Here is a 13790-nt window from a genome sequence, read left to right as displayed (position 1 = left end):
TATAAAATTTTGCTCAAATATAGCAAAAATTTGCTTTTAAGTCGCTTTTTATCCATTAAAAAGCAAAAAGCAGATAAAATATCTCGTCTTAATTTTAACAGAAGTGAATCACAATGCAACGAAGAGAAGAGTTCGAACAAGCCGTTAAAACGATGTTAGAAATCATCGGTGAAAATACCGAGCGTGAAGGGCTTTTAAAGACGCCAACACGTGTATTTAAAGCGTATGAGCATATGACACAAGGCTATCATCAAAGTCCTAATGAAGTTTTAGGTGAGGCACTTTTTGAGAGCGATAATAACCAAATGGTACTGATTAAAGATATAGAATTTTATTCGATGTGTGAACATCACCTTTTACCGATTATTGGACGTGCGCATGTTGCTTATATTCCGAATGGAAAAGTCGTTGGACTTTCTAAAATTCCTCGCATGGTGGATATTTTTGCACGTCGTCTTCAAATTCAAGAACAACTGACCGAACAGATTGCTAAAGCGATTGATGATGTCATCGCTCCTAAAGGGGTGGGTGTTGTTATTCAAGCGCGCCATATGTGCATGGAGATGCGAGGTGTAGAAAAAACACACTCCAACACGACTACATCAGCCCTTCGAGGACTCTTTTTGAAAGCCGATACGAGGAAAGAGTTTTTTGACATCATTAACGCACCGCAGGCTAATCGCTACTAATGCCACTTGAACGCCTCAAAAAACAACTTAACGGTAAAAGCCTCTCTCCCATGTTTGGCACTATCACCAAAATCAGCTCCACAACCATCGAGGCGTGTGGGCTAAGACCCAGCATTGGCGATATTGTCAAAATCGTCTCTTTAGATGGTCATAAAAGCGAGCTTGGCATGATCACGGAAGTGGATCGCAACTCCTTTTTTATCTCTCCTTTTGGTTTTATTGAAGGCTTCAAAACAGGCGATAAAGTGTTTATCAGCGAGCAGGGTATGATGATTCCTGTAGGCGAAGAGTTACTTGGGCGGGTGGTTGATCCGTTTATTCGTCCCAAAGACGGCAAAGGAACAATAGGTGCAAGTTCACAAGCACCGATCATGAAAGCGCCACTTGATCCGATGAAACGAGGGCTCATTAACGAGCCATTTCGTGTCGGAGTCAAGACCATTGATGGACTTTTGACGTGTGGCAAAGGTCAGAAAATGGGCATTTTCGCAGGAAGTGGTGTGGGTAAATCAACCCTAATGGGTATGATCGTTAAAGGGGCAGAAGCTTCCATCAAAGTCGTCGCACTCATAGGGGAACGTGGACGTGAGGTGCCTGAGTTTATTGAAAAAAACTTAGGCGGTAATCTTGAAAATACTGTGATCGTGGTTGCGACCAGCGATGATTCGCCTTTGATGCGCAAATACGGTGCATTTTCAGCGATGAGTATTGCCGAGTATTTTAAAGACCAAGGACGCGATGTTCTCTTTATGATGGACTCCGTCACGCGTTTTGCGATGGCACAGCGTGAAATTGGTTTGGCTTTGGGTGAGCCACCCACCTCTAAAGGCTACCCGCCTTCTGTTTTGGCGCTTTTGCCTCAACTCATGGAGCGAGCCGGAAAAGAAGAGGGCAAAGGCTCGATTACAGCGTTCTTTACGGTACTTGTTGAAGGGGATGATCTGAGCGATCCGATTGCCGATCAGTCTCGGAGTATTTTGGATGGTCACATCGTGCTCAGTCGTGAGCTTACCGATTATGGTATTTATCCACCGATTAGCATTCAAAACAGTGCTTCAAGGGTTATGGGCGATGTCATTGATAGCGAGCATAAAAAAGCGGCGATGCGTTTTAAACGGCTCAATTCCATTTTGAAAGAGAACGAAGTTCTCGTCCGCATCGGTGCATACGAAAAGGGCAACGATAAAGAACTCGATATGGCGATCAATAAAAAAGAGAAGATGAATGGCTTTTTACAACAATCTCCTGAAGAGGTTTTTGAGTTTGAAGCAACCGTTGCTGAGTTAAAACAGATTATTGCCTAAATTTCTTTAGTATTTTTTAATATAGAAAATACTAGTATTCAAAAATTAATTAGGATAAACTTTATCCTATATAGAAATGGAGAGTGAAGCCAATGAGAGTCTATTTAGATAATAACGCGACAACCATCGTTGACCCTAAAGTGTTTGCAGAGATGGTTCCTTATTTTTGCCAGATGTATGGCAATCCAAATTCTTTGCATGAGTTTGGCAGTGAGAGTCATCCTGCACTTCGCAAGGCGATGGATCAACTCTATGCTGGCATTAACGCTAGTGATGAGGATGACATTGTCATTACGTCCTGTGCGACCGAGAGCAATAACTGGGTGATTAAAAGTATCTATAATGACTACATTTTAAATGGCGATAAAGATCACATCATTACCAGTGAAGTTGAGCATCCTGCCGTTGGGGCTTCGTGTAAATTTTTAGAAAGCTTGGGTGTTAAAGTGACGTATCTTCCTGTCAATACTGACGGTGTCATCAATGTGGAAGATCTTAAAAATGCCATTACTGACACAACCGCACTGGTTTCCATCATGTGGGCGAATAACGAAACGGGTATGATTTTCCCGATTGAAGAGATTGGTGCGATTTGTAAAGAAAGAGGGGTCCTTTTTCATACGGACGCTGTTCAAGCGGTCGGTAAAATCCCTGTCGATGTCAAAAAAGCCAATGTCGATTTTCTCAGTTTCTCGGCACATAAATTCCACGGACCTAAAGGGATTGGTGGGCTTTATATCCGCAATGGACAACCATTGTCACCCTTCTTCCATGGTGGAGAGCACATGGGTGGACGTCGTAGTGGAACGCTTAATGTTGCTGGAATCGTAGGCATGGGCAGAGCAATGGAACTGGCTGTGGAAGCGCTTGATTTTGAAAAAAACAATGTGAGACGTTTACGTGACAAGCTCGAAGATGCTCTTTTGCAAATCCCTGAAATGATGGTTGTTGGCACCAAAGAACAGAGAGTTCCCAATACCATTTTGGTCAGTGTCAAAGGCATTGAAGGCGAAGCGATGCTGTGGGATCTCAACCAAAGTGGCATCGGTGCGAGTACTGGAAGTGCCTGCGCAAGCGAAGCGTTAGAGTCAAACCCTGTTATGGAAGCCATTGGCGCCGAAGCTGATTTAGCTCACACGGCACTTCGTCTTTCACTTTCACGGTTCACCACAGAAGAAGAGATTGATTTTGCGATTGATGTGATTCAAAAAGCGGTAATCAGACTTCGTGCCATTTCAAGCACGTATGCATACGCGCCATCATGGCACGTGAGTAAATTATAATTCAATAATAAATAGAGGATAAAAAAATGGCAAAAAATAGTTTAATTGGCGGTTCCATCTGGGAAGAATACAGCCAAAAAGTACAAGATTTGATGAACCATCCCCAAAATATGGGTGAGTTGACGGAAGATGATGCAAAAAATGAGGGAGGAAAGCTCATTATTGCGGACTTTGGTGCAGAGAGCTGTGGCGATGCCGTCAGACTTTACTGGATCGTTGATGAAGCAACAGAAGTGATTAAACAAGCTAAATTTAAAAGTTTTGGCTGCGGTACTGCGATTGCAAGTTCCGATACCATGGCAGAGCTTTGCATTGGCAAAACGGTTTCTGAAGCAGTCAAAATTACGAATATTGATGTCGAACATGCGATGCGTGACAACCCTGATATTCCAGCGGTTCCACCTCAAAAAATGCACTGTTCGGTTATGGCGTACGATGTTATTAAAGCTGCTGCTGCTTCGTATAAAGGCGTGGATGCTGCTTCTTTTGAAGATGATATCATCGTGTGTGAATGTGCGCGTGTGAGCCTTGGAACGATCAAAGAGGTCATCAAGATCAACAACCTCAAAACCGTTGAAGAGATCACCAACTACACCAAAGCAGGTGCATTTTGTAAATCCTGTATTAAGCCAGGTGGTCATGAAGCACGCGAGCATTACCTTGTTGACATTTTAAGAGACACGAGAGCTGAGATGGATCATGACCATCTGCTTGCCATCTCTGATTCAAAAATCGAAGGTAGCAATACTGTGAACTTTGATGATCTGACTGTGGTTAAAAAATTCCAACAAATTGAAGCGGTGATCGACGAAAATATTCGTCCGATGCTTGTCATGGATGGCGGAAACATAGAAATTTTAGACATCAAAGATGGCAGCGAGGGTGCAATCGATGTTTACATCCGCTATCTTGGTGCATGCAGTGGGTGTGCAAGTAGCTCTACGGGCACACTTTTTGCGATTGAAGCTGTCTTACAAGAGAAATTAAGTAAAAATATACGAATATTACCTGTCTGAAAAGACTTCAGAGAAGTGCGCCCCCGCGCTTCTTTGAAATTTCTTACATGTAATAAGGAAAAGATGTGGCAAAAGTCGAATTTTTGGGACCAATAGGTCGTCCTAGCATTGAAGTGAATATTGCAAATCTCAGTGAACTCAAAACCTTTTTTAAAGAAGACAAAGAACTTCAAGACTGGCTTGCCATTTGTGCCGTTGCCGTGAACGATACACTCGTTTGTGACCTTAATATGCCACTTTCTAAAGAAGATAAAATCTCACTTTTACCCCCCGTTTGCGGAGGTTGATCTATGGTAGAACTTCACAATGGATCTTTACATGTAAACACTATTTTGGCAGATTGGTACGCCAAAATTAGCGATAAAAACTATGGGGCATTTATCCCTTTTGTGGGCATCGTCAGAGATGAAGATGGCATAGAAGGACTTAGTTTTGACATTTATGAGCCTATCTTAAATAACTGGTTTAATGCGTGGCAAGAGAGAGCCAAAGCACAAGATGCCTATCTTTTGATGGCACACTCGCGTGGTGACGTGCCCAACCATACTTCAAGTTACATTGCCGCTGTTGTCTCTCCTAAACGAAAGGTCGCCCTTAAAATGATTAACGATTTTGTCGAAGATTTTAAAGCCAATGCGCCAATTTGGAAGTACGACCTCGTGGATGGAAAACGTGTCTATGCCAAAGAGCGTTCGCACGTTCTCAGTGGTTCTGGTCTCTTAAAGGCAGATGTATGAGTAAGAATTTCCTCCCATTTGATGAAACCCTTAAAGCGCTTGAAAATTCCATTAAAACAGAAATCGGCATTGAAAATATTTTTATCGGTGATGCCCTTGGTCGCTTTCTTGCCATTGACATTGTTGCGCAGGAAAATAACCCAACGCACGAAACCTCTTCGATGGACGGCTATGCCATTCGTTTTAGCGACCAACAATTAGGCTCGCTCACCATCAGCGATTTTATCCCTGCTGGGACTGAAACGCATGGCGTCGTAAACAAAGGTGAGTGTGTGAAAACCTTTACGGGCACACTGATGAGCGAAGGTAGCGACACGCTCATTCCCATCGAAAATGTCGAAGTAAAAGAGGGCAAGATTCATATCACTTCTGCCGTCTCCAAGGGCTTTGCGGTTCGACCGATTGGTGAGAACTATAAAGCGGGTGAAGTGCTTATTAAAAAAGGTACAAAGATCGGTTTTGCCGAGATTGGTGTGATGGCAGAAGTGAGTATGGTGCAAGTTGAAGTCTTTATGAAACCTCGCGTTGCCATTCTCTCCACTGGCAATGAAATCTTAGACTTTGGTGAGCCAAAAACTTCCTTTGCGCAAATTCGCAGTTCCAATCACGTTACTGTTGAAGCCATTTTGCGCCAACTCGGTTGCGAAACGATGCGGTTTAAACTTATCCGTGATGACCGTGATCTCATCGAGCAGCAACTCAGACAAGCACTCATGTGGAGCGACATCGTTATCACGACCGGTGGCGGAAGTGTCGGGGATTTTGACTATTTGCAGAGCATTTTGACCGATATGAAGATCGAAAATATCATCGACGGTTCGTACATGAAACCAGGACGCCACATTCGTGTCGTCAAAACCGGACACAAATACATCTACGCGCTCCCAGGCTTTCCCTACAGCGCATCGGTCTGTACCTTTTTATTCATCGCTCCACTGCTTCGCAAACTGCGCGCGCAAACCTTTGCCTTACCAACGATTAAAGCGTTTATGGGCGAACTCTATAAAAAACGCTCCAAATTTGTGGAATTTACCGCCTGCAATCTTCGCTTTGACGAAGGTCAGCTTGTTGTTGATCTGCAAGGCAAAAAAGAGGGCAGTAGCGCCATACTCAATAATCTCTTAGACAATCCCGTTCTTTTACGTGTCGAAAAAGATGTCCAAAAAATTGAAAAAGGCGAGATGGTTGACGTGGTATTGCTGGACTTGTAAAGGTCTGGCAATACCCAAAAAACCTCATTTTTTACTTTACATGTAAACACATAGCCCGCTATTTTTAGAAAGGTTTTTATGAATAACGAACTGTTTGAAAAAACTATAACATGCCCTTACTGTTGGGAAAACTTTACTATTTTTATTGAACCCAGTAGCGAAGTGGGCGAGAGTTATGTTGAAGACTGTTATGTCTGCTGTCGACCTATCGAAATTGTCATTGCAGCAAAGAGTGACGATACGGTGGAGATTCGCATCAATCCTATTGAAGGGAATGAGGTTTAATAGAAAGTTTAGTTCTGCCTCTTAAATCCTAAGATTTAACATCCAAAATATGGAGTATTATGAAATTTCTATTTATAATGTTGATGCTTATTTAAGTTCTTTGTCTTTATTCTCTATGGAAAAAGCTGATATTGTTATTGTTTCTAAAAAAGAAAAAACAATGATACTTTACAAAGACAAACAAGACATAGGAACATATCCAGTAGTGTTTGGAGCTAATAATTTAAGCGGACATAAGCAACAAGAAGGTGATAAACGAACTCCTGAAGGCTTCTATACCCTTGATTACAAGAAACAAGATAGTGCATTTCATAAGGCAATTCATATTTCTTATCCTAACGCAAAAGATATTGAAACTGCTCATAAATTAGGTGTATCACCTGGTAGCGCAATTATGATTCATGGACAAAAAAATGGTTTTGGATGGGCGTCATTTATAATGCAATTTTTCAATTGGACAAATGGATGTATTAGCGATATGGATTTAATTTGGAATGCAATAGACGCAGGAACACCGATAGAAATTCGACCATAATATATTAAGACAAAATCTTTACATGTAAAGCTTCATCCCTCTTTATGCCTCTTCCCATTAAATAAAAAAATGCTCTGAAGATTGATCTTCTTTCCACCTTCTAAAACCAAAAACTCTTCATACTCTATCATCATCAATTCCGTAACAACGCCTTTAACGGTGGTTTTTTGCTCGTTTTCCAGATAGACAATCGTGGAAGGAATTTTGCGTTGGATAGCGACCATGAGCTGGTCGTAAAATTCGCAGGAGATGTGTGTGTTCATTGTGTTACCGCCAAAAATCCAAGATAGACAAAACTATACCGTGCCAATTTGGCAAAACTTACGATGAGGAGAAATTTCCACCACGCATAACGCACGATGCCAGCGACAAAGGTGAGTGGGTCGCCGATGATGGGGAGCCATGAAAAGAGTAGGCTTATTGCGCCGTATTTTTCAAAAAGGGTGGAGGCTTTTTGGAGATGCTTTTCGCTCATGTATCCTTTGGAGAGGGCGAAGGTGGAGGCGTGTTTTCCAAGCACATAGTTCACAAACGAGCCTAATGTGTTGCCCAGTGTGGCGATGAGTAGGAGTACAAAAGGGTTTAATTGTTCGCTTAAAAGATAGACAAAAAGTGCTTCGCTTCCACCGGGCAATAGCGTGGCGGAGGCGAAGCTTGCGAGAAAAAGGCTGAGGTAGTTCACCTATTCTAAAACCGCTAAGATGGTCTCTTTGTCGGTGGCTTGTGAGTCGTACTTGATAACAAGAAGCGCTTCACTTTCGTTTTTGTACCATTCGACGACGCCTTTGACGTGGCTGAGATGCAAGGTACGTGTCATGTCGATGGTGGAAAAGGGCAAATAGAGATTTTTATTGAGGCTTGGATTTTTGAGGGCGGCTATTAAAAATAGCCAGCCAATACAGGCGATAAAAATAACCCAAGCAATCTCCATAATGCCAAAATGTTGCAAGAAATACCCACCAAAAACACCACCAATAAACGTTCCTGCGTAACCAAAAGTGTTAAAGACACCCAGCGCTGCGCCTTTTTGGTGAACTTTGGCATATTTGCTTGCCATGGATTGCATGAGTGGTTCATGCATGTTAAAACCGATAAAAAAGATCACCACGCCTACGATAAACCACGGCGCACTTTTTGCGTAGCCCATCATAACGTAGCTGATCGCAAAGAGCGCGACACCGATCATGAGCATCTCTTTGGAGCGGTGTTTTTTCTCCCCTAAAATCGCAGACGGTCCCATCGCAAGGACACCAAAGAGCATGGCAGGTAAGTAAACCATCCAGAGCTCTTTTTTAGCAAAGCCAAACTCTTGCACCATGATGATGGGAATGACCATAAATGCTAATGTCATCATCCCTTTTTGCAGCATGTTGGTGATATTCATGTTCATAAGGTTTCGGTCTTTTAAAATGTGCTTGAGTTCCGTCTCATCGGCACCGTAATGGTGAACGATTTTAGGAGGATTTGGCACTTTGGTGTAGAGTACAATCATTGAAAAAATCGAAAGGGCAGCAGTGATAAAAAAGAGTTTATCGACCCCATAATAGCCACCAATCAAGGAGCCGAGCATCATCGAAATGGCAAAACTCGCGGCAATACAGCCACCCATAATCGCCATCGCGTGACCACGAACCTCTTCTTTGACCATATCGCTGATCATTGCCGTTCCTACAGCGCCAATCGCAGCAGCACCTTGCAAAAAGCGTCCGATCATCAAGCCATAAATGGTGTCACTATACGCACACACTAATGAGCCTGCAAGAAAGATAACCAGTCCAATAAAAATGGTGATTTTGCGTCCAATCTTGTCAGACATAATGCCAAAAGGAATTTGAAGGAGCATCTGCGTCAGCGCGTATCCGCCGATGGTAATGCCCACTAAAAATTCGTTAGATCCTTCCAGATGGAGCGCGTAAACGGAGAGGACAGGTAGGACGATAAAGAGACCTAAGAAACGGAGGGAAATGATAAGGCTAAGGGGGAAAATAGTTTTAAACATCAGTCTGATAATCCTAAAAGATATATTGATGTGACAATTTTACCTTGGTTAAACTTTGAAAATTCTATGGGATTTGTAAGCATCATATCGAGCAAGGTATATTTATGTTATACTTTTTTCATCAAATGAAAAGGATAGGCCATGGAAATTACACATATTTTGGGTTTTTTAGGGTGTGTGGTTGCGTATTTTGTTTCGCTGTATTATGTGGGATTGAACCACTGGATTGTCATGGAACACAATAAAATCTATGCTGAGTTTGACGCGATTAAAGCGGAGTTAGCGACGCTTAAAAAGTAAATGTGAGACACGTGAGTGTCTCTTCTTAATGGATGGTAATGCGAAAGAGTCTCTATTTTTGTAGTTGTTTAATGGTTTTGGTGAGCGGTTGTAGCTTGAAAACAACCGCTCCAACGCTTCAAGATGAAGCTTTAGTCCTCTCGCTTCAAGAGCAAAATGAACGCTTTGAAATGCTGAGTCACACTGAGAATTTTGATGAACTCCTTGTTTTGTTTCGCCAGAATTGTGCAGCACCTTTAACCCAAAAAGTGTATGCCAATGTGTGTGAACAAGCTTTACATGTAAACGATGCGAAAGCCTTTTTTAAAAACTCTTTTGAGCTTAAAAAAATCCAACCCAACGAACAACGCTCGATGCTGACAGGCTATTATGAACCTTTGTTGCACGGCAGTTTGAAAAAAACAGAACGGTTCAAATACCCCGTTTACGGCAAACCCAAAGACCTTGTGATGATCGTGGGTGAGAATGACAAAAAGATGCGAGGACGTTCCGTAAAGGGCAAAATGATGCCTTATTTTACGCGCGAAGAGATCGGAAAGCGTAAACTCAACGCCGAAGTGCTCTGTTATGTGGACGATAAGATCGATCTTTTCTTTATGGAAGTGCAAGGCTCTGGAAGGGTTGAGCTGGAAAATGGCAACGTCATTTTTATAGGCTATGCCGATTCAAACGGGCATGCGTACAAATCCTTGGGGCGTGAGATGATCAACCGTGGGATTTTTAATTCCGTGGAAGAGGTCTCTTTGCAGAGCATCCGAGCGTGGCTTATTGCTCACCCAAGCCAGATCGACACATTGCTCAACACGAATCCCAGTTATGTTTTCTTTCGTAGAATGGAACAGCGTGCTACGGGGAGTTTGGGACTGGTACTAACCCCTGAGCGTTCCGTTGCAGTGGATAGGGCGCATATTCCTTTAGGGTCACTTTTGGTCGTGAAGAGCGAATCGCCTAACTATAAAGTCGAGAAGTTTGTCTTTGCCCAAGACACGGGAGGTGCAATCAAAGGACCAAATCGAGCGGATATGTTTATGGGTTACGGCGAGCGGGCACAATGGATAGCAGGCGAGCTCAAAGCGCCACTGGAGCTGTGGATTATGCAGCCCAAGTTTTAAACAAATAATGGATAAAATCAAGGTATAGAATTAACCCTTTCTCCACACAGTTGAGACACGATGAGAACCCCGAAACGCGTACGCTTTTTCGTCCCATCGGCTCAAAGTGTTGCGTGCAGGTTATTTCTAAACCTTTTACATGTAAGGTAATGGAGCAGCGTTTGAGAATTATTTTAGCCACGTCCAATCACGGTAAAGTCAAAGAGTTTCAATCATGGATCAGCGAATATGAAGTCGTCGCTTACAGCGATATTATGCCTCCTTTTGAGATTGATGAGACAGGCACAACATTTAAAGAAAATGCACTGATTAAAGCGCGCGCCGTTTATGAAAAACTGGACACCAAAAACGACATCGTTTTAAGCGATGACAGTGGCATCAGTGTTCCTCTTTTAGGCGGAGAGCCGGGCATTTACAGTGCGCGTTATGCAGGTGTGCATGCAAACGCTAAAGATAATTTAAATAAACTCATTCAGACGCTTAAAGACAAAGGTATTGCAAAAACACCTGCATTTTACACCGCGGCGATTGCGCTTGTCTGTGCCAAAGGCGAATTTTGTGTGCATGGCTGGATGCATGGAGATGCCATTGCTGAGGCTCGTGGAAACAACGGCTTTGGATACGACCCAATGTTCATTCCCTGCGGTTACACTCAAACACTGGGTGAACTGGATGAGAGCGTGAAAAAAGCCTTTTCCCACCGAGCACGTGCGCTTGAACTCGCGTACATCGTACTTAAAAGCTTGAAATAAAAACGTAACCAAAAAACCGTAAAATAAACTAGGCTTTTTTGATAATGGCTATGAGCCATAGCGCTTATTAAAGAAGCCTCATAATGAAACCTCAAAGGATAGAAATGGCAACAGTATTAATTATTGGTGCGGGTGGAGTGAGCCGTGTGGTCACTAAAAAATGTGCGATGAACAGTGCGGTGTTTTCGCACATCGTTTTGGCAAGTAGAACCAAATCAAAGTGCGACCAAATCGCAAATGAGATCAAAGAATCTTTACATGTAAACATTGAAACCGCTGCAATTGATGCGGATGATGTCGAATCACTCGTCGCTTTAATCAAAAAAGTAAACCCAGCTTTGGTGATGAACATCGCGCTTCCATATCAAGACCTTACCATCATGGACGCATGTATAAAAACCAACGTTCCTTACCTTGATACCGCAAACTATGAGCATCCAGACTTGGCAAAATTTGAGTACAAAGAGCAATGGGCAAGAGACAAAGCGTTTAAAGATGCTGGCATTATGGCGCTTTTGGGTAGTGGATTTGACCCAGGTGTGACCAATGTTTTTTGTGCCTATGCACAGCAATACCTCTTTGATGAGATTAACTCTATCGACATCTTAGACTGTAACGCAGGCGATCATGGTTATGCGTTTGCAACGAATTTTAATCCAGAGATCAACCTTAGAGAAGTTAGCTCTAAAGGGCGTTACTGGGAAGAGGGCAAATGGATCGAAACAGAGCCTGTTTCAGTGAAAATGGTCTGGGATTACCCAGAAGTGGGTCCAAAAGACAGTTATTTGCTTTACCATGAAGAGTTAGAGTCACTCGTTCAAAACATTAAAGGATTGAAACGTATTCGCTTCTTTATGACCTTTGGTCAAAGCTACCTTACACACATGAAATGCTTGGAAAACGTGGGTATGCTTCGCATTGATGAAGTTGAGGTTGACGGTGTGAAAATCGTGCCAATTCAACTCTTAAAAGCATTGCTTCCAGATCCTGCAAGTTTAGGACCTCGAACCGTTGGGTTTACGAACATCGGGTGTGTTTTTGAAGGGCTTAAAGATGGTCAAAAACGCAAAGTGTACATCTACAACGTGTGCGATCACCAAGCGTGTTACCGTGAGACGGGCGCTCAAGCGGTCAGTTACACCACAGGCGTGCCTGCGATGATCGGGGCTAAAATGATGTTAGAGGGTAAATGGACTGGCTTGGGAGTTTTTAACATGGAACAATTCGATGCAAAACCTTTTATGGACGAGCTCAATGTGCAAGGGCTTCCTTGGAAAATTATCGAAATGAAACCTGAGCAAACGTTCGAAGTCAAATAATTTCTTATGCTCAAAGCTTTACATGTAAAGCTTTGAGTTTCTCCTTTGACACTTTACATGTAAAGGATCACCATGTCAAAAAAAGCAAAAATCTTATGGACAACCGATAACAAAGAGACCGCCTTACTGATGGTCTGCCTCTACGCACACAACGCCATTTTAAAAGGGTGGATGGATGAAGTCGAAGTGCTTGTTTGGGGTGCTTCACAGCGTTTGATCAGCGAAGATGCGGAAGTGCGAGCCAAAGTCGAAGCAATGGTAAAAGATGGTGTCAAAGTGGTAGCCTGCCTTAAATGCGCCGACACAATGGAGATCACCGCGCCGTTACAAAGCTGCGGAATTGATGTTTTTTACACGGGCGAACTTCTAAGCTCGTGGATCAACTCTGGCGAAACCATTGTGAGTGTCTGATGGCTCAAACGATTCTTATCACAGGCTGCTCTTCGGGCATTGGCTATACCTGCGCGCACGGACTTTCAAAACTGGGTTACACCGTTTTTGCAACGTGTCGTAAAGATGAGGACGTCAAGCGTCTTAAAGAAGAAGGGCTCAATGCGTTTAAACTTGATCTGTGCGACTCTAGCAGTTTACATGTAGCGCTTGCGTGGATGATCTCTCAAACGGGTGGTCGCATTGATGTGCTCTTTAACAACGCCGCGTACGGACAACCAGGAGCCGTGGAAGATCTGAAGCGTGACGTGCTTCGTGAACAGTTTGAAACCAATGTTTTTGGCACCTTAGAGCTGACAAACCTTGTGCTTCCCTACATGCGAAAACAAGGGCATGGGCGCATCATCTACAACAGTTCCATTTTGGGTTTAGTCGCGATGGGTTACCGAGGGGCGTACAATGCGTCCAAATTTGCCATCGAAGGACTTGCCGATACACTCAGACTTGAGCTTCATGGCAGTGGCATTGAGGTTGTTTTGATAGAGCCAGGCCCCATCCGAAGTAAATTTCGCAAAAATGCACTTGCAAAGTTTCGCGCCAACATCGACCAAGAGCGCTCCGCACACAAAGATGTTTACACCAAAACATTAGAACGCCTTCAAAAGAGTGGCGACAGCGCTTTTACCTTGGGTGCTGAGGCGGTTTTAGAGGTTTTGATTCACGCGATTGAAGCCAAAAAGCCAAAGTTTCGCTACCCCGTGACCTTCCCAACCAAGCTTTTTGTCTGGCTAAAACGGTTTTTCCCCACCTGCTGGATGGATACGATTGCCAGAAAAGCGGGAGATTAGAAAGCCCTAA

Annotated in this window: 18 protein-coding genes; 15 read left to right on the top strand and 3 right to left on the bottom strand. The window is 43.2% G+C overall.

Features of this window, described 5'->3' with window-relative positions:
• Positions 1-113: 113 nt before the first annotated feature.
• The 9 genes from folE (at position 114) to SHALO_RS13885 (ending at position 7060) form a co-directional block, all read left to right on the top strand.
• Positions 114-689, top strand: coding sequence for a GTP cyclohydrolase I FolE (folE, locus tag SHALO_RS13925; protein ID WP_025346058.1), 576 nt, complete (start codon positions 114-116; stop codon positions 687-689).
• On the top strand, positions 689-1993 hold the full coding sequence (fliI, locus tag SHALO_RS13920) for a flagellar protein export ATPase FliI (protein WP_069479058.1): 1305 nt from the start codon (positions 689-691) through the stop codon (positions 1991-1993). The genes folE and fliI overlap by 1 nt, the downstream gene beginning before the upstream one ends.
• Positions 1994-2085: 92 nt before the next feature.
• On the top strand, positions 2086-3276 hold the full coding sequence (locus tag SHALO_RS13915; protein WP_069479057.1) for a NifS family cysteine desulfurase: 1191 nt from the start codon (positions 2086-2088) through the stop codon (positions 3274-3276).
• Between the two features lie 26 nt (positions 3277-3302).
• Positions 3303-4292: an iron-sulfur cluster assembly scaffold protein gene (locus SHALO_RS13910; RefSeq protein ID WP_069479056.1), complete on the top strand. Its 990-nt coding sequence runs from the start codon at positions 3303-3305 to the stop codon at positions 4290-4292.
• 65 nt (positions 4293-4357) lie between these two features.
• On the top strand, positions 4358-4579 hold the full coding sequence (locus SHALO_RS13905; protein ID WP_069479055.1) for a MoaD/ThiS family protein: 222 nt from the start codon (positions 4358-4360) through the stop codon (positions 4577-4579).
• A 3-nt stretch (positions 4580-4582) separates the two neighbouring features.
• Positions 4583-5029, top strand: coding sequence for a molybdopterin synthase catalytic subunit (locus SHALO_RS13900; RefSeq protein ID WP_069479054.1), 447 nt, complete (start codon positions 4583-4585; stop codon positions 5027-5029).
• Positions 5026-6240, top strand: coding sequence for a molybdopterin molybdotransferase MoeA (locus SHALO_RS13895; RefSeq protein ID WP_069479053.1), 1215 nt, complete (start codon positions 5026-5028; stop codon positions 6238-6240). Before SHALO_RS13900 ends, SHALO_RS13895 begins: the two co-directional genes overlap by 4 nt.
• Before the next feature lie 78 nt (positions 6241-6318).
• Positions 6319-6525 (top strand): CPXCG motif-containing cysteine-rich protein, encoded by a 207-nt coding sequence (locus SHALO_RS13890; protein WP_084010971.1) that lies wholly within the window; start codon positions 6319-6321, stop codon positions 6523-6525.
• A gap of 49 nt (positions 6526-6574) precedes the next feature.
• Complete coding sequence (locus SHALO_RS13885; protein ID WP_069479052.1) at positions 6575-7060, top strand: L,D-transpeptidase family protein; 486 nt, start codon at positions 6575-6577, stop codon at positions 7058-7060.
• A gap of 32 nt (positions 7061-7092) precedes the next feature.
• On the opposite strand, the gene SHALO_RS13880 is transcribed toward SHALO_RS13885, so the two are convergent.
• The 3 genes from SHALO_RS13880 to SHALO_RS13870 are packed head-to-tail and all read right to left on the bottom strand — an operon-like array spanning position 7093 to position 9059.
• Complete coding sequence (locus SHALO_RS13880) at positions 7093-7323, bottom strand: transcriptional antiterminator Rof (RefSeq protein WP_069479051.1); 231 nt, start codon at positions 7321-7323, stop codon at positions 7093-7095.
• Entirely contained in the window at positions 7320-7742 is a 423-nt protein-coding gene (locus SHALO_RS13875; RefSeq protein WP_069479050.1) for a YqaA family protein, read from the bottom strand. The genes SHALO_RS13880 and SHALO_RS13875 overlap by 4 nt, the downstream gene beginning before the upstream one ends.
• Positions 7743-9059 carry an MFS transporter gene (locus tag SHALO_RS13870; protein WP_069479049.1) on the bottom strand — a complete coding sequence of 439 codons (1317 nt, stop codon included), beginning with the start codon at positions 9057-9059 and terminating at the stop codon, positions 7743-7745.
• 141 nt (positions 9060-9200) lie between these two features.
• Between SHALO_RS13870 and SHALO_RS15405 the strand changes: the two genes are divergently transcribed.
• From SHALO_RS15405 to SHALO_RS13845, 6 genes are all read left to right on the top strand, one after another.
• Positions 9201-9359: a hypothetical protein gene (locus SHALO_RS15405; RefSeq protein ID WP_168156757.1), complete on the top strand. Its 159-nt coding sequence runs from the start codon at positions 9201-9203 to the stop codon at positions 9357-9359.
• A 38-nt stretch (positions 9360-9397) separates the two neighbouring features.
• A complete protein-coding gene (gene mltA, locus SHALO_RS13865; RefSeq protein WP_084010969.1) occupies positions 9398-10471 on the top strand; it encodes a murein transglycosylase A in 1074 nt (357 codons plus the stop codon).
• A gap of 161 nt (positions 10472-10632) precedes the next feature.
• A complete protein-coding gene (gene rdgB, locus SHALO_RS13860) occupies positions 10633-11223 on the top strand; it encodes an RdgB/HAM1 family non-canonical purine NTP pyrophosphatase (RefSeq protein WP_069479438.1) in 591 nt (196 codons plus the stop codon).
• Between the two features lie 104 nt (positions 11224-11327).
• The gene (locus SHALO_RS13855; RefSeq protein WP_069479048.1) at positions 11328-12542 is read left to right on the top strand and encodes a saccharopine dehydrogenase family protein; all 1215 of its coding nucleotides are present in this window, start codon (positions 11328-11330) and stop codon (positions 12540-12542) included.
• Between the two features lie 72 nt (positions 12543-12614).
• The gene (locus tag SHALO_RS13850; RefSeq protein WP_069479047.1) at positions 12615-12953 is read left to right on the top strand and encodes a hypothetical protein; all 339 of its coding nucleotides are present in this window, start codon (positions 12615-12617) and stop codon (positions 12951-12953) included.
• Positions 12953-13780 carry an SDR family oxidoreductase gene (locus SHALO_RS13845; protein ID WP_069479046.1) on the top strand — a complete coding sequence of 276 codons (828 nt, stop codon included), beginning with the start codon at positions 12953-12955 and terminating at the stop codon, positions 13778-13780. Before SHALO_RS13850 ends, SHALO_RS13845 begins: the two co-directional genes overlap by 1 nt.
• Positions 13781-13790: the final 10 nt, after the last annotated feature.

The sequence above is a fragment of the Sulfurospirillum halorespirans DSM 13726 genome (assembly GCF_001723605.1).
Classification (GTDB): domain Bacteria; phylum Campylobacterota; class Campylobacteria; order Campylobacterales; family Sulfurospirillaceae; genus Sulfurospirillum; species Sulfurospirillum halorespirans.
This window is presented reverse-complemented; position numbering and strand designations above follow the sequence as displayed.

Bases quoted from the DNA above. Each gene is read 5' to 3' on its own strand.
- folE (WP_025346058.1), top strand. From the start codon at position 114: ATGCAACGAAGAGAAGAGTTCGAACAAGCCGTTAAAACGATGTTAGAA.
- fliI (WP_069479058.1), top strand. From the start codon at position 689: ATGCCACTTGAACGCCTCAAAAAACAACTTAACGGTAAAAGCCTCTCT.
- SHALO_RS13915 (WP_069479057.1), top strand. From the start codon at position 2,086: ATGAGAGTCTATTTAGATAATAACGCGACAACCATCGTTGACCCTAAA.
- SHALO_RS13910 (WP_069479056.1), top strand. From the start codon at position 3,303: ATGGCAAAAAATAGTTTAATTGGCGGTTCCATCTGGGAAGAATACAGC.
- SHALO_RS13900 (WP_069479054.1), top strand. From the start codon at position 4,583: ATGGTAGAACTTCACAATGGATCTTTACATGTAAACACTATTTTGGCA.
- SHALO_RS13895 (WP_069479053.1), top strand. From the start codon at position 5,026: ATGAGTAAGAATTTCCTCCCATTTGATGAAACCCTTAAAGCGCTTGAA.
- SHALO_RS13890 (WP_084010971.1), top strand. From the start codon at position 6,319: ATGAATAACGAACTGTTTGAAAAAACTATAACATGCCCTTACTGTTGG.
- SHALO_RS13885 (WP_069479052.1), top strand. From the start codon at position 6,575: ATGGAGTATTATGAAATTTCTATTTATAATGTTGATGCTTATTTAAGT.
- SHALO_RS13880 (WP_069479051.1), bottom strand. From the start codon at position 7,323: ATGAACACACACATCTCCTGCGAATTTTACGACCAGCTCATGGTCGCT.
- SHALO_RS13870 (WP_069479049.1), bottom strand. From the start codon at position 9,059: ATGTTTAAAACTATTTTCCCCCTTAGCCTTATCATTTCCCTCCGTTTC.
- SHALO_RS15405 (WP_168156757.1), top strand. From the start codon at position 9,201: ATGGAAATTACACATATTTTGGGTTTTTTAGGGTGTGTGGTTGCGTAT.
- mltA (WP_084010969.1), top strand. From the start codon at position 9,398: ATGCGAAAGAGTCTCTATTTTTGTAGTTGTTTAATGGTTTTGGTGAGC.
- SHALO_RS13855 (WP_069479048.1), top strand. From the start codon at position 11,328: ATGGCAACAGTATTAATTATTGGTGCGGGTGGAGTGAGCCGTGTGGTC.
- SHALO_RS13850 (WP_069479047.1), top strand. From the start codon at position 12,615: ATGTCAAAAAAAGCAAAAATCTTATGGACAACCGATAACAAAGAGACC.
- SHALO_RS13845 (WP_069479046.1), top strand. From the start codon at position 12,953: ATGGCTCAAACGATTCTTATCACAGGCTGCTCTTCGGGCATTGGCTAT.